The following is an 18342-nucleotide window of genomic DNA, read 5'->3' on the forward strand; positions in this document are numbered from 1 at the left end:
GCGAGACGATGTCGATCGATGCCCCGGCACCGTCCCTTACTCCGTCGCCGTCGATCGCCCGGCTGCTGCGCCCGCGGTCGGTGGCGATCGTCGGTGCGTCGGACAAGCCGGGCGCACTCGGCGCGGCGGTGCTCGCCAACCTCGATCGCCATCGCTTCGACGGCGCGATCCACCTCATCAACCCGCGCCGGGAGGAAATCGGCGGACGGCGCTGCCTGCCGTCGATCGCGGCGCTGCCCGAAGGCGTCGACGTCGCGGTGCTGGCGATCCCGCGCGCCGGCGTGCTCGATGCGGTGCGCGAACTGGCGGCGCGCGGCGTCGGCGCGGCGGTGATCTTCTCCGCCGGCTTTGCCGAGGGCGGCGCGGCGGGGCTCGCCGAACAGGCGGAGATCGGCCGCATCGCCCGTGAAGCGGGGATGGTGGTCGAGGGGCCGAACTGCCTCGGCATGGTCAATCATCCCGACGGCGTGCCGCTGACCTTCGTCGAGACGGTGGCGACGCCGCCCGCGCCGGGACAGGCGGGGATCGGCGTCGTCTCGCAATCGGGCGCGATGGCGGCGGTGCTCGGCACCGTCTTCGCCGCACGCACGCTCGGCCTGACCTTCTCGGTATCGACCGGCAACGAGGCGGCGAGCGGGGTGGAGGATTATGTCGACTATCTGGTCGACGAACCCGGCACGCGCGTGATCGCGATGATCGTCGAGCAATTCCGCCAGCCGGCGCGCTTCCTCGCTGCCGCGCGTGCCGCGCGGGCGGCGGGCAAGACGATCGTGCTGCTCCATCCCGGCACGTCGAGCGCCGCGCGCGAGAGCGCGGCGACGCATACCGGCGCGATGGCGGGCGATCATGCGGTGATGCGGCTGCTCGTCCGCCAGGCGGGCGTCGTCCTCGCCGAGACGCTGGAGGAATTGAGCGACGTCGCCGAGATCGCGCTGCGCTGTCCGCGCCTGCCGGCGGGCGGCACCGCGGTGCTGGGTGAATCGGGGGCGTTCAAGGCGCTGATGCTCGACCTTGCCGAAGCGCTCGACCTGCCGCTCGCCGCGCTCGGCGACGATACGGCGCCGGCGTTGCGCGCGGCGCTGCCCGAGTTCGTCGGAGTGAGCAATCCGCTCGACCTGACCGCGCAGGGGCTGGTCGATCCCGATCTCTATACCCGCACGCTCGCCGCGCTGTTCGCCGACGATCGCGTCGATACGATCCTGATCGGGCTGATCCAGACCGATCCGGTGACGATGGCGATCAAGCTGCCGCCGATCCTTGCCGCGCTCGGCGACGGTGCCGACAAGCCGGTGATCTATGCCGGGCTCGACGAGGGCGCGCCGATCGGGGAGGAGGCCGTCACCGCCTTGCGTGCACGCGGCGTGCCGTGCTTCCCGTCGAGCGAGCGCGCGCTGCGGGCGATCGCCCGGCTGGTCGATGCCACCGCCCCGGCGGCGCGCGTGCCCGCGGCGGCGCCGCCGCTCGCGCTGCCCGAGGCGGGCGGCGTCATCCCCGAACATGCCGCCAAGGCGCTGCTCGCCCCCTGCGGCTTCACCTTTCCGGCCTCGCGCCTGGCGACGAGCCGCGATGCCGCCTGCGCCGCGGCGGAGGCGCTCGGCTATCCCGTCGTGCTCAAGGCGCAATCGGCGGCGCTCAGCCACAAGAGCGATGCCGGTGGCGTCATCCTCCATCTCACCGATGGCGCGGCGGTCGCCGCCGGCTGGGACCGGATGATCGCCGATGTCGCGCGCCACCTGCCCGGCGTGACGCTCGACGGTATTCTGGTCGAGGCGATGGGCGCGCGCGGCACCGAGATGATCGTCGGTGCGCGCAACGATCCCGATTGGGGGCCCGTCATCCTCGCCGGCTTCGGCGGTGTGCAGGCGGAGGTGCTCAAGGACGTGCAGCTGTTCGCGCCGACGATGACGCACGCGCAGGTCGTCGCCGGACTGCGCCGGCTGCAGGCCGCCGCGCTGCTCGACGGCTGGCGCGGCGCGCCGGCGCTCGACGTCGCGGCGCTCGCCGATCTGGTGCTAAGGCTCGCCGACGTGATGGTGGCGCATCCGCGCATCCGGGAAGTCGATCTCAATCCGGTGATCCTCCACCCGGCCGGCGCCGGCCCCAGTGTCGTGGCGCTCGACGCCTTGATGGCGGTGGAGCCCCGCTAACAGGAGACAGCGTGGTGACGGCGATGGGCGGCGGCGGGGTCGATCCCCGCCAGAGGATCGAGACGGGGGCGATGCACTGGCGACAGATGGTCGCGATCGCCCTGTGCGTGCTGCTCAACGCGCTCGACGGGTTCGACGTGCTGGCGATCAGCTTCGCCGCGCCGGGCATCGCCGCCGAATGGCAGGTCGATCGCGCCGCGCTCGGCGTCGTGCTGTCGATGGAGCTGTTCGGCATGGCGGCGGGATCGGTCCTGCTCGGCCGCGTCGCCGACCGGATCGGAAGGCGGCCGGTGATCCTCGCCTGCCTCGCGATCATGGCGGCGGGGATGGCGCTGGCGCCGCTGGTCGGCGGTATCGTCACGCTGTCGCTGGTCCGGCTCGTCACCGGCCTCGGCATCGGCGGGATGCTCGCCACCACCAATGCGATGGTCGCCGAACAGGCGAATGCGCGCAGCCGTTCGCTCGCGGTGACGATCATGGCGGCGGGCTATCCGCTCGGGGCGATCGTCGGCGGGACGATCGCCTCGGCACTGCTGGCGGGCGGCGGCTGGCGCGACGTCTTCGTCTTCGGCGCGATCGTCAGCGCCGCCTTCCTGCCGCTGACGTGGTGGCTGCTGCCCGAGACGATCGGCTATCTGGTCGAGCGGCAGCCGCGCGACGCGCTGGCGCGGGTCAATGCGCTGCTCGCGCAACGCGGCGAGCCGGTGCTGGCGACGCTCCCCGACCCGGCGGCGGCCCAGGCGCGCGGCGGCTGGCGGGCGCTGTTCGGGCCGGGGCTGGCGGGCACGACGCTGCTGCTGACGCTCGCCTATCTCGCGCACATCATGACCTTCTACTTCACGCTCAAGTGGATCCCGAAGATCGTCGTCGATCTGGGCCATCCGGCGGCGGTGGCGGGCGGCGTGCTGGTCTGGGCGAATGTCGGCGGGCTGACCGGCGCGGTGCTGCTCGGCCTGCTGTCGAAGCGCTGGCCGGTGCGGCCGCTGGTGCTGGCGGCGCTGGTCGGTGCGGTCGCGAGCGTCATCGTCTTCGGCCGGGCGGCGGGCGATCTCGGCACGCTCAAACAGGCGGCGGCGCTGGTCGGCGTCTTCACCAATGCGGCGGTGGTCGGCCTCTATGCGCTGGTCGCGGACTCCTTCCCGGTCGCCGCGCGCGGCAGCGGCACCGGCTTCGTCATCGGCGTCGGACGCGCCGGGGCCGCGCTCGGGCCGATCGTCGCCGGATTGCTGTTCGCCGCGGGCGGCGATCTCGCGCTGGTCGCCGACTGTATGGCGGGGGGATCGGCGATCGCCGCACTGGCCTTGCTCGCGCTGCCGCGGCGGCGCGCGGCGTAGCGCGCTTGTCGGCGCGGGGAGGAGCCGTCATGCCGGTGCGATGCCCCAGCTCGACCTCGACCGTTACGTCCCCTTCTTCCTGTCGTCGATCGGCAACAAGCTGTCGCGCGGTGCCTCACGCATCTATCTCGCGCGCTTCGGCATCGGCGTGAACGAATGGCGACTGCTCGCCAATCTCAAGGTGCGCGGCACCGCCAGCGCCGGCGCGATCTGCGAGGCGAGCGGCATCGACAAGGCCGCCGCCAGCCGGGCCACGGGCCGCCTGCAGGCGCTCGGCCTCGTCCAGGCCGTGCCCGACCGCGCCGACGCCCGCAGCCGCGCGCTGTCGCTGACCCCGGCGGGGGAGGCGATGCACGACGCCATCATCCGCATCGCACTCGACCGCGAGCGGGCGCTGCTCGCCGGGCTCGATGCCGCGGAGCGCGACCAGCTGATCGCGCTGCTCGGCAAATTATACGCCAACGTCGATCGGCTCGATCGGGATAGTTGACATCGCAACTATATCGGCAGACGATCACCGGGCTTCCGCCAGAGGAGCGGACAATGGAGAGCGTGATGTTTCTGCAAGACCGCTGGTATGTCGCCGCCTGGGATCATGAGGTCGACCGTCAGCCGATGGCGCGGACGATCTGCGGCGAGCCGGTGGTGCTGTACCGCAAATTCGACCGGTCGATCGCCGCGCTGCACGATGCCTGCCCGCACCGCATGCTGCCGCTGTCGATGGGCCTCAAGGAAGGCGACAATCTGCGCTGCCGCTATCACGGCATGCTGTTCGATCCCGACGGCGCGGTGCTCGAAATGCCGATCAAGGGCGAACGGCCCAATCAGGCGCTGTGCGTGCGCCGCTATCCGGTGGTCGAGCGGCATCGCCTGATCTGGGTGTGGATCGGCGACCCGGCGCGCGCCGACGACACGCTGGTGCCCGACTTCTGGCCCTGTTCGCACCCCGACTGGACGTTCGACGGCGGCTATTATCCGATCGCCTGCGATTACCGGCTGGTGATCGACAATCTGATGGACCTGACGCACGAGACCTACACGCATCAGGGATCGATCGGCCAGCCCGAGCTGATGGAGGCGGCGATCGAGACCGAGGTGCGCGGGGAAGAGGTGTTCGTCACCCGCTGGATGCCCGGGGTCAATGCGCCGCCCTTCTGGCGCGACGCGCTCAAGCAGGACGGCCCGGTCGACCGCTGGCAGATCTGCCGCTTCATCGCGCCCTCGTCGATCCTGATCGACGTCGGCGTCGCGCCGGTCGGGGCGGGGGCGACGATCGAGGATCACGACCAGGGCGTGCGCGGCATGGTGATCGACGCGCTGACTCCCGAGAGCGAGACGACCACGCATTATTTCTGGGGCATGGCGCGCAATTTCGACATTCGCGATCAGGGCTTCACCGAACGGTTCAAGGCGCAGCAGGGCCGCGTCTTCGCCGAGGATGTCGAGGTGCTCGAGGCGCAGCAGCGCTCGATCGAGCGCAATCCGGGGATGAAGCTGCGCGGCTTCTCGATCGATGCCGGCGGCGTCCGCTCGCGTCAGGTGCTGGCACGGCTGATCCGCGCGCAGCAGGAGGAGGCGCAACCGGTGCCGCCGACGCCCGAGCCCGTGCCGTCGCCCGCCCATCTCTGATCTGCCGCTCCGGCGGCTGCCGCGAGGCCGCCGGGACCCCGCAGGATCGCGCGGGACGGGCTTGACCCCGGCGGCGGCAGGGCGGATCACGGTGGCATGAGCGATAGCGTCAACGTCAATACCGCCACCGCCGAGCAGCTCGATGCGGTGCCGGGCCTGCGCGGCCATGGCTTCGAGATCGTCCGCTATCGCGGCGAGCGCGGGCGGTTCACCGATCTGCGGCAGCTCGAGGAGGTGCCGGGGCTCGCCGGCAAGATCGACGACAGTCGCGCCGCGCTGACCGTCGCCGATTAGGCGGGCGGGGCGACCGCGCGGAAGGTGGCGATGAGCAGGCGGTCGTCGACCGGTTTGTGCAGCACGCGCATCGACGTCGCCCGCGGCCGGAACGCGCGCGGTTCGCCGGTGACGAAGAGCACCGGTATCTTGCCCGCCTGCGCGGTGATCCGGTCGACCGCGGCGGGGCCGGTGCCGGCGGCGAGCGTGACGTCGGCGATGATCACCGCGGGTCGACGGGCAAGCGCCTGCGCCACCGCATCCTCCTCGCAATCGGCCATGTCGATCGTCACCGCGCCGGCGCTCTCGACCAGCTGGGCGATATGATCGGCGATAAACCAATCATCCTCGATGATGAGCACATGACACATGGTCCTGTCTCAATGATCGCGGGGGGCGATATGTTCGGTAGCGTACCGATTTGTCAGCAACTGTGACACATCGGCCGCAGCGCCGGCCGTGCGGCTAGACCGCCGCCTCGATCTCGAAGCGGACGCCGGTCGGCGGGTAATGGATCGCCGCGCCGCCGCGGACATGCCGGCGCAGCACGCGTTCGATCATCCGCGTGCCGAAGCCGGTGCGGCTCGGCGGCGTCACCGGCGGCCCGTCATGTTCCGCCCAGCAGAAGAACAGCCGCCGCTCGCCGTCTTCGTGACGGATCGACCATTCGATCGCGACGCGCCCCTCGGGCACCGACAGCGCGCCATATTTGATCGCATTGGTGGCAAGTTCGTGCAGCGCCATCGCCAGCGCCAGCGTGATCTCCGGCGTCAGCCGCACCGACGGGCCATGCGCCGCGAAGCGTGCACCGTCACGGTCCTTGAACGGCAGCAGCGCGCGATCGACGATGTCGCCGATCGATGCGCCCTCGACCTCGTCCTGGATCAGCAGCTCCTGCGCGGCGCCGAGGCTGGCGATCCGGCCGGTCACCGCCGCTGCGGCATCCTCCAGCGACACGGCGTCGCGCAGCGTCTGGCTGACCACCGCATTGACGGTGGCGAGCGTGTTCTTGACGCGATGGGTCAGCTCGCGCGCGAGCACGGCGCGATGCTCCTCGGCGAATTTGCGCGTCGAGATATCGGTCGAGAAACCGGTCATCGCCAGCGGCGTGCCGTCGGCGCGATGCTGCAGGTCGCCCTGGATCGACACCCAGCGCTGATCGCCCGCCGCGGTGAGGATGCGATATTCGATATGATAGGGTTCGCCATGCGTGATCGTCCGCTCGACTGCGGCGCGCATCATCGGCAGATCGTCGGGATGGATGGCGGCGAGCAATTGTTCGTAGGTGAAGGGCTCGCCGAGCGGCCGGCCGAAGATGCGCTTGCATCCCGACGAGGCGGTCAGCACCATCTCGGGCAGGTCGAGCGTCCAGGTGCCGAGCCCGCCCGCCTTGAGCGCGAGCCGCAGCCGCGCATTATGCGCGGCGAGATCGGCGTCCCGCTGCGCCACCTCGGCAGCGAGCGCCTCGCGGTCCTGTTCGAGCATCAGCACGCGATGCCGCTCGACGGTGACGTCGATCTGCGTCGCGACATAATAGCGCAGCGAGCCGTCATCGCAGAAGACCGGGGCGACCATCAGCCGGTTCCAGAACGGCGTCCCGTCACGGCGATGGTTGAGCAGGTCGAGCTCGATCGGCACGCGCTGCGCGATCGCTTCGCGCAGGCGGACGATGTCATCGGCGTCGGTCAGCGGCCCCTGCATGAAGCGGCAGTTGCGGCCGAGGATCTCCTCCGCCGGAAACCCGGTCAGCCGCTCGAATGCCGGATTGACGTAGATGAGCGGGCAATCGGGCAAGGTCGGATCGCTGACCACCATCGCCACCGGCGTCATGGCGAAGCCGACCTGCATCGGATCGCAGGCGTCCAGCCCGCGCGCATAGGCGTCGATCGCCGCCTGCACGGCAGGCGTCGGCTGATACGGCTGGATCGGGGCAAGGGGAAGCGGTTGACGGTCCAAAACGAGAACGTTCTAGCCTGGGATTACCTTGGCCGCAAACGCCGGCATCATGCCTTTGCCGCCTTGATCTCGGTATGACGGGCGGCGCGGTCCGCCATCGCCAGCCATGCCGCCTCCGACCGGCGCAGCCGGGCGATGACGTTGGGCAGGCTGGTGGCCGACGCCTGTTCGGCGCAGATCGTCGCCTGGTCGCGGTAATAGCTTTCCATCTTTATCCCCCGTGGCTGCCGATCCCGGTCGGCCCTTCGATCACCTGACGTACCTTGGTCGCCAGTTCGCTGCGCTTGTACGGCTTCTGGATCAGCTCGAATTCGGCACCGCGCGCGTCGACGCGCTCGATCGACGATTCGGCATAGCCGGAGGTGAGCAGCACGCGCATCTTCGGCCGCCGCCGCTTGATCTCGCGCGCCAGCATCACGCCGTTCATCCCGCCCGGCATGATCAGATCGCTGAACAGCAGGTCGATATGGCCGGCCCCGTCGAGCAGGGCCAGCGCCTCATTGGCATTTTCCGCGCGCAGCACGGTATAGCCGAATTCGGAGAGCACGGTTTCGGCATAGTCGCCGACATCGACCTGATCCTCGACGACCAGCACCGTCTCGCTGCCGCGCTTGTCGGCGAGCGAGCGCGACGCCGGCGCGGTGATCGGGTCGGCCTTGCCATATTCGCACGGGAACAACATCCGCACCGTGGTGCCGTGGCCCTCCTCCGAATAGAGGCGCAGCGAGCCGCCCGACTGCTTCATGAAGCCATAGACCATCGACAGGCCGAGCCCGGTGCCCTTGCCCTGATCCTTGGTGGTGAAGAAGGGTTCGGTGACGCGCTTGAGCACCTCGGGCGACATGCCGGTACCCTCGTCGGTGATCGTCACCGCGACGTAATTGCCGCTTTCGAGCTCGCCGAACCCCTTGTCGCCCGCTTCGATCGACCGGTTGCGCACCTCGATGGTGATCGTGCCGCCATCGGGCATCGCGTCGCGGGCGTTGAGCAGGATGTTGATGATCGCCAGTTCGGCCTGGGTCGGGTCGATCCGTGCGTTGCAGGTGGTTTCCTGATGCTGGATGCGGACCTTGACCAGCCCGCCCGCGGTACGCTCGATCAGCGGCTGGAGCTCGTCGATCAGGTCGACGAGATTGACGACGCGACCCTGCAGTTTCTGCCGGCGCGAGAAGGCGAGCAACTGCTGCGTCAGCGTCGCGCCGCGCTCCGCCGCCTGCATCACCGCGTTGATCGAGCGCGACGCCTTGGCGCGGTCGAACTCGCCCTCGCCGTCGATCTGGCTGCGCAGCACATCGCTGAAGCCCTGGATGACGGTGAGCAGATTGTTGAAATCGTGCGCGACGCCGCCGGTAAGCTGGCCGACCGCCTCCATCTTCTGCGCCTGGCGCAGCCCTTCCTCGGCATCGCGGCGGCGCGTCACGTCGAGCTGCGAGGCGAAGAAATAGATCAGCTTGTTGTCGGCATCGAACACCGGCGAGATGAACAGCGCGTTCCAGAAGGCGGCGCCGTTCTTCTTGTAATTGAGCAGCTCGACCGAGGTTTCCTGCCGCCGCTCGATCGCCCGGCGGATCTCGGCGACCGTCTCGCGATCGGTGTCCGGCCCTTGCAGCAACCGGCAGTTGGTGCCGACCAGCTCGTGCCACTCATACCCCGTCATGTTGATGAAGGCGGGATTGGCGAAGACGATCGGATTGTCCGGCTGATTGGGATCGGTGACGATCATCGGCATCCGCGTCGTCTTGACCGCGGCGAAGAAGATGCTGTTGCTGTCGTCGCCCATGTCGTGATTGGCGGCGCCCGAAAGGTGGGGCGGCGGGCCGCCGGGGGGCGTTTCGGTCGTTTCGTCTACCATGAGCGTCCGGGACAAGAGGGAGGGCATGCTCCGAAGTGCCGGCCACCGGGCCGAAACAACCGAGATTGACCTTTGTTCCCAATCTATGTGTTTATCGCGCCATCGCCACGTTTGGGCGCGCCAGACTCCGGCGGCATCGCAATGATCGCGGCGAGGCAGGCGGAAAGTTCGGCGATGCGGAACGGCTTGGTCAGGCGCGGGATATCGGCATCGACGCCGTCTTCCTCGGCATAGCCCGAGACGATCAGCACCGGCAGGCCGGGGCGGCTCGACCGCAGCCGCCGCGCCAGTTCGGTGCCGCTCATCCCCGGCATCAGATGGTCGGTGACGAGGATGTCGGGGGCGAGGCCGCCGTCGAGCAGGCGCAGCGCCTCTTCCGCCGACCCCGCCTCGACCACCTCATATTGCATGTCGGTGAGCATGTCGGCGGTGCTGAGCCGGACGAGTTCCTCATCGTCGACGAGCAAAGCGGTGCCGATGCGGCGCGGCGCGGCGAGCGGTTCGGCGTTCGCCGCGTCGTCCCGGATGGCGGCGGCGCTGATCGGCAGCCACAGGTTCATCGTCGTGCCATGACCCGGCGCGCTTGCGATCGTCAGCCCGCCGCCGAGCTGCGCGGCGAGGCCGTGGACCATCGACAGGCCGAGACCGGTGCCCTTGCCGATCCCCTTGGTCGAGAAGAACGGCTCGATCGCGCGGCGCTGCGTCTCCTCGTCCATGCCGACACCGGTATCGCGCACGCTGAGCCGGACGTACTCGCCGGCGGCAAGGCCGTGGGCGTTGCGCGATTCGACGCTCTCGGCGCGTGCGGCGATGGTCAGCTCGCCGCCGCCCGGCATCGCGTCGCGCGCGTTGACCGCGAGATTGAGCAGCGCCATTTCGAGCTGGTTGAGATCGGCCCGCGCCGGCGGCAGGTCGACGAGGTCGACGCGCACGTCGATCATCGGCCCGAGCGTCGCGCCGATCAGCCCGGCCATGTTTTGCACGATGCGGACGACGTCGACCGCGGTGGGTTGCAGCGGCTGGCGGCGCGCGAAGGCGAGCAGGCGCTGCACCAGCGTCTTGGCGCGCTCGGCGGATTGCAGCGCGCCCTCGATCAGCCGCCGCTCGCGGGCCGAGCCAATGCCCTTGCGCACCAGCATGTCGAGCGAACCGATGATCGGCGTGAGCAGATTGTTGAAATCATGCGCGACACCGCCGGTGAGGCTGCCCATCGCCTCCATCTTCTGGCTCTGGCGCAGCGCCTCGCGCGCTTCCTCCAGATCCGCCTCGCGCGCCTTGGTGACGCTGAGATCGCGACCGACCGCGACGAAATGGACGCCGTCCTCCTCGGGCGCGACGGTCCATTCGATGTCCTTCCAGCCGCCGTCGCGCGTCGCGATGCGGTTCTCGAACCGGGTCGGCCGCCGTGTCTCCGCCATCCGCGCGATCGCCGCCAACGTCTGCGGCCCGTCTTCCGGGTGGATGAAGCTCGCATAGCCGCGGGTGAGCAGATCCGCCTCGCTCCAGCCGAGCACGCGCGACCAGGCCGGGCTGACCGCGGACATCATCCCGGCGTAATCGGCGCGCGCCAGCATGTCCTGCGACAGGTTCCACAGCCGGTCCCGCTCTGCCGAGCGGACGGCGATCTGCTCCTCGAGCGTCTCGTTGAGGCGGCGCAGGCCATCGGCGGCGCGGGCGCGCTCGACCGCGGTCTTGACCCGCTCGGCGACCTCCTGGACGAGGCTCTCCTCCGCCTCCGTCCAGACGCGCGGCGTCGCCGACTGGACCGCGAGCAGGCCGACGCCTGCTTCCTCCTCGAATAGGATGACGTCGATGAACGCGCCGACCTCGCGCTGGGTGAGGCCGTCGCGCGCCTCCTGATTGAGCCGCGGATCGGCGCCGACGTCGCGGACCACGACCGGGGTGCCGAGCCGATAGGCGCCGAGCAGATCGGGACCGAAGGCGTCGAGCGAATGCGTGCCGACGATCGAGCCGACGCCGCGGGCGAAGTCGCACGTCACCGTCATCTGCCCGCCGGCGATCTCCGCATAGAAGACGCGGCTGGCGTCGAGCCGTTCGCCGAGCCGTTCGGCAGCGAGGTCCATGATCGCATCGGCATGGTCGAGCGGGCGCAGCGCATCCGCCAGCGACAGCAGGAAGGCGGTGCGGCGCTCGCTGGCGACGCGGCGCGTCGTCTCGGCCAGCACGCAGATGACGCCGCCGGGCCTGCCGCTCTCGTCGAGCACCGGCGAATAATCGAGGTCCATCCAGACCTGCTCGGGCCGGCCGTGGCGGTGGAGCGTCAGCTCCTGGTCATGATAATGGAGCGTGCCGCCGGCGAGGCCGACGGTCATGACGTGATCGTTGAACTCGGCGACCTCGGGCCAGCCGAGCCGCACCTCGCTGCCGAGCAGATCGGGATGACGGCCGCCGGCGAAGACCGAATAGCCGTCATTGTACAGCATCACCCCCGCCGGGCCCCACAGCAGCACGATCGGCACCGGCGAGCGCAGCAGGATCGCGACCGTGGTGCGCAGGCTCGCCGGCCAATAGTCGATCGGTCCCAGCGCCGTCGCCGACCAGTCGCGCTCGCGGATCAGCTCTCCGCACGCGCCGCCGCCGTTGAGGAAGTCGAAGGTGGCGACAGGACGGATGGACAGAGCGGAATGGGCCGGCATGAGGGCAGCGTGATCCTGCAGACGGGGGCGTGCCGCACGATCATCCACGCCGCGCCCACGCCAGAGACGCGTGTTGTAGACGCACGGCGGCAGGACGAAAAGCCTGATTACCCGCGATTTGCGGGACATAATCCACAGCCCGTCGCGTCCCGTTCAGCAATTCGGCAAGAAAGAGGGAATATGTCCGGTTTCGATCTTTGCCGACGACGCGACTAATATAAAGCATGGCCGTTATGGACGGGCCAATAGGAGTGGGATGCGATGACGGGCAGGGCGGGGCGGCGCGACGGGTTTCTTTGGTGCGCCGCCGCATCCATGGCGGCGGCGCCGCGCCGATGACGCCGGCGCCCCTCAACAGCGCGGCGCATGTCATCCAGCTCGCGCTGACGCCGATCTTCCTGCTCACCGCCGTCGGTTCGCTGCTCAACGTGTTTTCGACGCGGCTCGCGCGCGTGCTCGATCGCGTCCATGCGCTGAAGGCGGCGGGTCATGGCACGCGCTATGAGCTGGATCGGCTGCGGCTGCGGTCGAAGGTGCTCGACGCGGCGGTGCTGAGCGCGGCGGCGGCCGGCGGGCTGACCTGCTGCGCGGCGGCGACGATCTTCTTCGGCGTGCTGCGCGATACCGGCACCGCCACCGTGTTGTTCGGGCTGTTCGGCGCCGCGCTGGTCGCCGCGATCGTCGCGCTCGCCTGTTTCGCGACCGAGGTCTTTCTGTCGGGCCGGGCGATCCGCGAACATCTCGACGAGGCGGAGATGCCCGGACAGGGTGGGGCATGACGCAGGAGGAATTCGAGGTCCGCGGGACGCATGACGAGGCGGTCGAGCATCACGCCCGCCACGAACCGCTCGCGCAGAAGATCGCGCTGTTCTCGGCGATCCTCGCGACGCTCGGCGCGATCGTCAGCTTCCTCGGCGGGCACGAGCAGAACGATGCGCTCTATTACAAGAACGAGGCGGTGCTGATGAAGGCGCGCGCCTCGGATGCCTGGGCCTATTATCAGGCGGAGGATCTCAAGCGTCACCTCGCCGAGACCAGCGCCGCGCTCGCCCCCGCGTCGACGCACGATTATGCCGCGGACGCGGCCCGCTACGCCAGGCGCGGGCAGGCGCTGCGCACGACCGCGGAAGGCTATGACCGCCGCTCCGAAGAGGCGGATGCCGAGGCGCGGCGGGCGCTGCGGCCGCACACCAAGCTCGCGATCGCGATGACCTTCCTCCAGATCGGCATCGCGCTCGCCTCGATCAGCGCGCTGACCCGGCGGCGCTGGCTGCTCGCCGGCGCGTCGGCGTTCGCACTGATCGGCGTCGCGCTCAGCATCGCCGCCTGGTTCTGACCGGCGATGATATTCCCAAGGACCGATATGTTGGACGGCAAGCCTTTCGCATGAGCACCCTCGATCTCGCCCTGCCCGATCACACCATCGAGGCGCCGATCACGCCCGCGCCGGCGCTGCGCCCCGACGAACCCTATGCGCGCGACGAACTGCTCCACGAGCTGTTCGACGCGACCTGCCGGACCAGCGGCGGCGCCTGCGCATTGCACCTGCTCGGCGCGAGCGAGGAATATGGCCGCAGCACGCGCTGGACCTACGACACGCTCGCCCGGCGCAGCATCGCGCTGGCGCAGCGGCTGCGCGCGATGGGGATCGGCCGCGGCGACCGCGTCGTACTGTGCCTGCCGCGCGGGCTCGACCAATATATGGCGATCCTCGGCGTGCTGCGCGCCGGCGCCGCCTATGTGCCGGTCGACTGGGGCTATCCGCAGGACCGGATCGACTACATCGTCGAGGACAGCGGCGCCGCGCTGACGCTGACCATGATCGCGCGTGCCGACGCCTTCGGCGGCGCGACACTGGCGATCGATGCCGAACTGGGCGAGCTCGCCGCCGAGCCGATCGTGCCGCTGGAACGCGAGCAGACCGGCGCCGTGCCCGACGACCTTGCCTATATCATCTATACTTCGGGAACGACCGGCCGGCCCAAGGGGGTGATGATCACCCATGCCAATGCCTGCCATCTCGTCCGTTCGGAAAGCGCGATCCTCGCACTAGACCCCGATGACGTGGTGTTCGGCGGGTTCAGCCTCGCCTTCGACATGTCGGTCGAGACGATGTGGAGCGCCTTCTTCGTCGGCGCGCGGCTGCTCGTCGCCACCGAGGCGCTGGCGAGCAGCGGCCCCGATGTCGCGATCGCGCTCGCCGAGGCGCAGGCGACGGTCTGGCACGTCGTGCCGTCGCTGATCGCGCTGGTCGAGCATCCGGTGCCGACGCTGCGGCTGATCAACATGGGCGGCGAGGCGTGCCCGCCCGATCTGCCGCGGCGTCTGGCCCGGCCGGGGCTGCGGCTGCTCAACACCTATGGCCCGACCGAAACCTCGGTCACTGCGACCTGGACCGAGGTGCAGCCGGGCCAGCGCATCACCATCGGCAAGCCGCTGCCCGGCTATACCGCCTGGATCGTCGACGCGGCGTTGCAACCGGTGCCGGCGGGGCAGGAGGGCGAGCTGGTGATCGGCGGCCCCGGCGTCGGCGTCGGCTACGTCAACCGGCCGGATCTCACCGCCGAGAAGTTCACGATGACGCCGTTCGACGGCGTGTCGGGGGCGCCGGAGCGCATCTATCGCTCGGGCGATCTGGTGCGGCTCGATGCGGCGGGCGACATCGATTTCGTCGGGCGGATCGACACGCAGGTCAAGATCCGCGGCTTCCGCGTCGAGCTCGCCGAGATCGAGGCGGTGATCGGCGAATGGCCCGGCGTCGCGCAGGCGGTGGTGCATCTGTTCAAGGACGACGACGGCGCCGAATTCCTCGCCGCCTTCCTCGTCGCGCGCGGCGGCGAGGCGATCGACATCGCCGGGCTGCGCGCGCTCGTCGCGGAGCGGCTGCCCAATTACATGCGGCCCGCCGCTTATCAGATCCTCGCCGCGCTGCCGACGCTGCCCGCCTCGGGCAAGGTCGACCGCAAGGCGCTGGTCAAGCCGGAGGTCACCGTCACCACCGGCCGCGCGCTGGTCGCGCCGGCGACGCCGATGGAGGAAATGCTTCACCGCGTCTGGACCGAGGCGTTCGCGCCGCAGCCGGTCTCGGTGCTCGATGATCTGTTCGAGGATCTCGGCGGCCATTCGCTGAAGGCGGCGCGGCTGGTTTCCGCCGCGCGCAAGGTGCCGGGGCTGCAGGGCCTGTCGCTCGAGGACGTCTATGCCGCGCCGACGATCCGCGCGCTGGCGCAGCGCATCGGCGGCACCGCACCGGTCGCAGTGCAGGCGGCGGACAGCTTCCATCATATCGCGCCGTGGAAGCGCTGGCTGTGCGTCGCGGCGCAGACGGTGGCGCTGCTGCCGATCTACACGCTCGCCGGGCTGCAATGGTTCTCGCCCTATATCGCCTACACGCATCTCGCCGGCCGGCTCGACCGGATCAGCGCGCTGATCCTCTCCGGCCTGTTCTTCACGATCGTGCCGATCGCGTCGATGTTCCTGTCGATCGCGCTCAAATGGCTGATCGTCGGGCGCTTCAAGGCGGGGGATTATCCCCTGTGGGGCGGCTATTATTTCCGCTGGTGGCTGATCCGGCGGATCATCGGCGTCACCGCGACGCCCTATCTGGCGGGCACGCCGATGATCCGCGGCTATTACCGGCTGCTCGGCGCGAAGATCGGCGCGCGTGTCCATATCGGCACCGGGGTGATCGACACCGCCGACCTGCTCGAGGTCGGCGACGATGCGATCATCAGCGATCAGGCGGTGCTCGCCACCAGCTCGGTCGAGCGCGGGCTGCTGCGGCTCGGGCGGGTGACGCTGGCGCCGGGCGCCTTCGTCGGCTCGCAGGCGGTGGTCGGCCGCAACGCGACCGTCGGAGAGGATGCGGTGCTCGACGATATGTCGGCGTTGCAGGCCGATACCGTCATCCCCGCGCGCCAGCGCTGGACCGGATCGCCCGCCGCGCATGCCGGCGACGCCCTGCCGCGGCCACCGCGGGTGGGGCGCGAGCCGGTCGGGCCGTTGCTCGGGCTGCTGGTCGGCGCCTTCCTGCTGCCGATCATCGCCATCCTGCCGATCGCGCCGGGCCTGATCGCGCTGATAGAGCTCGACTGGGCGACGACCGGCTATACCTATATGCTCGTCTCGCCATTCCTCGCGACCACCTATGTCGTGATGATGTGCGTGCTGACCGTCGCCGCCAAGCGGCTGATCCTCGGCAAGGTCGCGCCGGCGACCTACCGGCTCGATAGCTGGTTCTACGTCCGCTACTGGCTTGTCAAGCAGATCAACGACCTTGCGTTGCGGCTGCTCCATCCGATCTTCGCGACGCTCTACGTCATTCCCTGGTATCGCGCGCTCGGCGTCAAGGTCGGGCGGCGTGCGGAGATTTCGACCGCGAGCGCGATCGTCCCCGATCTCGTCGAGATCGGCGCGGAAAGCTTCATCGCCGATTCCGTCATCTTCGGCGCGGCGCGGATCGGCCATGGCACGATCGAGCTGGCGCATACCCGCATCGGCCGGCGCAGCTTCATCGGCAATTCGGCGCTGCTGCCGAGTGGCGCGCAGATCGGCGACGAGGTGCTGATCGGCGTCCTCTCCAAACCGCCCGAGGACCCCGCGCAGGCGACCGAGAGCGGCAGCACCTGGTTCGGTTCGCCGGCGATCAAGCTGCCGGTGCGGCAGGTCGCGACGATGTTCGACGAGGGCGCGCGCTTCAATCCGTCGCGCGGGCTGATCGCCACCCGCCTGTCGATCGAGGCGGTGCGCACGACTTTGTCGCTGACCGCCTTTCTCGTCTTCTTCAGCCTGTTGCTGTCGGTGGTCGGCGACCTCGACGATCTCGAACGCGGCGGGCTGGTGATCGGGCTGGCCTTCCCCTTCCTCTACGTCGGCTTCTGTCTGGCCTGCGGGGCGTTCGTGCTGGCACTCAAATGGCTGGTGGTCGGCCGCTACAAGGCGACGACCGCGCCGCTGTGGAGCACCTTCGTCTGGCGCACCGAACTCGTCACCGCGACCTATGAGAATCTCGCCGTCGCCAATCTGCTCGAGCCGTTGCGCGGGACACCGTGGATCGGCCTCTACCTGCGGCTGATGGGCGCGAAGGTCGGCAAGCGTTGCTATATCGACACCACCGACCTGACCGAGCACGATCTGGTGACGATCGGCGACGATGTCGCGCTCAACGATTTCGCCGGGCTCCAGACGCATCTGTTCGAGGATCGGGTGATGAAGGTCGGCCCGATCCGCGTCGGTGACCGCGCGACGATCGGCTCGCTCGCGATCGTGCTCTACGATGCCGAGGTCGGCGCCGATGCCCAATTGGGCGACCTGTCGGTGGTGATGAAGGGCGAGACCCTGCCCGACGGCACCAATTGGGAGGGCAGCCCCGCCCGGATCGCGACCGGCGCATGATGCCGCTCTGGCACGACGGGCCGCTCGCGGCGCTCCACTGGGACGGGCAGGCGCCGGTGGCGTGGCGGACGCACGCGACGGCCGGCGCGCGGGCGGGCCGGATGCAGGCGCTGGTCGCGCGTCTTGCCGGGTGCGCGGCGGAGGACGTGCGGCTGGCGCGGACCGCCGCGGGCGCGCCGCGGGTCGCCAGTCCCGGCGGCTGGCACGTCAGCCTGTCGCATCGCGGCGAGGTCTGCCTGATCGGCGCGGCATTGCAGCCGATCGCGGTCGATCACGAGCCGGTCGACGCCGCGCCGCCGCTGTGGGACATGCTCACCGACGAGGAGGCGGCGGAGTTGCGCGCGGTGCCGCCCGCGGCGCAATCGCGCGGCTGGCTGCGCCGCTGGACGATCAAGGAGGCGCACGCCAAGCTGATCGGCACGCCGCGCCGCATCGCGCCCGAGGCGATCCGGACCCGCCTGCACGACGCAAGCCGCGCGACCGCGCGGTTCGAGGGCATCTCGCGCTGCTGGACGCGCGACGACGGCGGCGCGATCGAAACGATCGCTCTATGGGCGGCGGCATGAGCCGGGTCGCGGTACGGCGCTATACGGCGGCGGATCGTGCGGCGGTCCTCGCGATCTTCGACAGCAATCTGCCCGAATATTTCGGTGCCGGCGACCGCGCCTGGCTCGAGGAGACGCTCGACGAACCCGACGGGCCCGCGTTCGTCGTCACCGTCGACGGCGATCCCGCGGCCTTCGGGGGCTATGAGCTGTGGGACCATTATAACAAGGCGTTGCTCTATTGGGGCATGGCAGGGCGGGCATGGCATGGCGCCGGGCTCGGGCGGCTGCTGCTGTTCGCGCGGCTGTTCGACATCGCCTGCCACGCCGCGCCGCCGACCCGCTATGTCACGGTCGATACCTCCGATCTGGTGGCACCCTTCTTCCGCCGCCACGGCTTTGCGATCACCCGGGTGTGGCCGGAGGGCTATCGGAGCGGCATGACGATGCACGAGCTGCATTACGACCTCGCCGCGACGACACCGGCCGCGCTCGCCGAGGAACGCGATGCGGCGCTGGCTGCGGCGGAGGCGGCGGTGGCGCGCCGCTGATCGC

General features: G+C 69.8%; 15 protein-coding genes. 10 read left to right on the top strand and 5 right to left on the bottom strand.

Annotated features, from left to right (window positions below; genetic code table 11):
* Positions 1–8 precede the first annotated feature (8 nt).
* The 5 genes from PBN85_RS03335 to PBN85_RS03355 all read left to right on the top strand — a co-directional run bounded on the left by PBN85_RS03335 (position 9) and on the right by PBN85_RS03355 (position 5404).
* A complete protein-coding gene (locus tag PBN85_RS03335; protein ID WP_271300159.1) occupies positions 9–2147 on the top strand; it encodes an acetate--CoA ligase family protein in 2139 nt (712 codons plus the stop codon).
* 23 nt (positions 2148–2170) lie between these two features.
* Positions 2171–3481, top strand: a complete 1311-nt coding sequence (locus tag PBN85_RS03340) for an MFS transporter (protein WP_271300829.1) — start codon at positions 2171–2173, stop codon at positions 3479–3481.
* A gap of 40 nt (positions 3482–3521) precedes the next feature.
* The gene (locus tag PBN85_RS03345; RefSeq protein ID WP_037536937.1) at positions 3522–3971 is read left to right on the top strand and encodes a MarR family winged helix-turn-helix transcriptional regulator; all 450 of its coding nucleotides are present in this window, start codon (positions 3522–3524) and stop codon (positions 3969–3971) included.
* Between the two features lie 65 nt (positions 3972–4036).
* Positions 4037–5110, top strand: coding sequence for an aromatic ring-hydroxylating dioxygenase subunit alpha (locus PBN85_RS03350; protein ID WP_271300160.1), 1074 nt, complete (start codon positions 4037–4039; stop codon positions 5108–5110).
* Between the two features lie 96 nt (positions 5111–5206).
* Complete coding sequence (locus tag PBN85_RS03355) at positions 5207–5404, top strand: helix-hairpin-helix domain-containing protein (RefSeq protein WP_037536934.1); 198 nt, start codon at positions 5207–5209, stop codon at positions 5402–5404.
* Here PBN85_RS03355 and PBN85_RS03360 read toward each other — a convergent pair.
* The 5 genes from PBN85_RS03360 to PBN85_RS03380 all read right to left on the bottom strand — a co-directional run bounded on the left by PBN85_RS03360 (position 5401) and on the right by PBN85_RS03380 (position 11848).
* Complete coding sequence (locus tag PBN85_RS03360; protein ID WP_271300161.1) at positions 5401–5754, bottom strand: response regulator; 354 nt, start codon at positions 5752–5754, stop codon at positions 5401–5403. The genes PBN85_RS03355 and PBN85_RS03360 overlap by 4 nt on opposite strands.
* A 94-nt stretch (positions 5755–5848) precedes the next feature.
* Positions 5849–7339, bottom strand: coding sequence for a PAS domain-containing protein (locus PBN85_RS03365; protein WP_037536930.1), 1491 nt, complete (start codon positions 7337–7339; stop codon positions 5849–5851).
* A gap of 47 nt (positions 7340–7386) precedes the next feature.
* Positions 7387–7548 carry a hypothetical protein gene (locus PBN85_RS03370; RefSeq protein ID WP_200870479.1) on the bottom strand — a complete coding sequence of 54 codons (162 nt, stop codon included), beginning with the start codon at positions 7546–7548 and terminating at the stop codon, positions 7387–7389.
* 2 nt (positions 7549–7550) lie between these two features.
* Positions 7551–9191, bottom strand: coding sequence for a histidine kinase famiy protein (locus tag PBN85_RS03375; RefSeq protein WP_271300162.1), 1641 nt, complete (start codon positions 9189–9191; stop codon positions 7551–7553).
* Between the two features lie 83 nt (positions 9192–9274).
* Positions 9275–11848, bottom strand: coding sequence for a GAF domain-containing hybrid sensor histidine kinase/response regulator (locus tag PBN85_RS03380; RefSeq protein WP_271300163.1), 2574 nt, complete (start codon positions 11846–11848; stop codon positions 9275–9277).
* A gap of 335 nt (positions 11849–12183) precedes the next feature.
* On the opposite strand from PBN85_RS03380, the gene PBN85_RS03385 reads away from it, so the two are divergent.
* From PBN85_RS03385 to PBN85_RS03405, 5 genes are read left to right on the top strand one after another with little or no spacing between them, the layout of a single operon-like run.
* The gene (locus PBN85_RS03385; protein ID WP_037537019.1) at positions 12184–12627 is read left to right on the top strand and encodes a DUF2721 domain-containing protein; all 444 of its coding nucleotides are present in this window, start codon (positions 12184–12186) and stop codon (positions 12625–12627) included.
* Positions 12624–13184: a DUF4337 domain-containing protein gene (locus PBN85_RS03390; RefSeq protein WP_037536928.1), complete on the top strand. Its 561-nt coding sequence runs from the start codon at positions 12624–12626 to the stop codon at positions 13182–13184. The genes PBN85_RS03385 and PBN85_RS03390 overlap by 4 nt, the downstream gene beginning before the upstream one ends.
* Before the next feature lie 50 nt (positions 13185–13234).
* Complete coding sequence (locus PBN85_RS03395; RefSeq protein ID WP_271300164.1) at positions 13235–17242, top strand: Pls/PosA family non-ribosomal peptide synthetase; 4008 nt, start codon at positions 13235–13237, stop codon at positions 17240–17242.
* Complete coding sequence (locus PBN85_RS03400) at positions 17242–17808, top strand: 4'-phosphopantetheinyl transferase family protein (RefSeq protein ID WP_271300165.1); 567 nt, start codon at positions 17242–17244, stop codon at positions 17806–17808. The genes PBN85_RS03395 and PBN85_RS03400 overlap by 1 nt, the downstream gene beginning before the upstream one ends.
* Positions 17805–18338: a GNAT family N-acetyltransferase gene (locus tag PBN85_RS03405; RefSeq protein WP_271300166.1), complete on the top strand. Its 534-nt coding sequence runs from the start codon at positions 17805–17807 to the stop codon at positions 18336–18338. Before PBN85_RS03400 ends, PBN85_RS03405 begins: the two co-directional genes overlap by 4 nt.
* Positions 18339–18342: the final 4 nt, after the last annotated feature.

The sequence above is a fragment of the Sphingomonas sp. CV7422 genome, from assembly GCF_027945725.1.
In the GTDB taxonomy this organism is placed as follows: domain Bacteria; phylum Pseudomonadota; class Alphaproteobacteria; order Sphingomonadales; family Sphingomonadaceae; genus Sphingomonas; species Sphingomonas kyungheensis.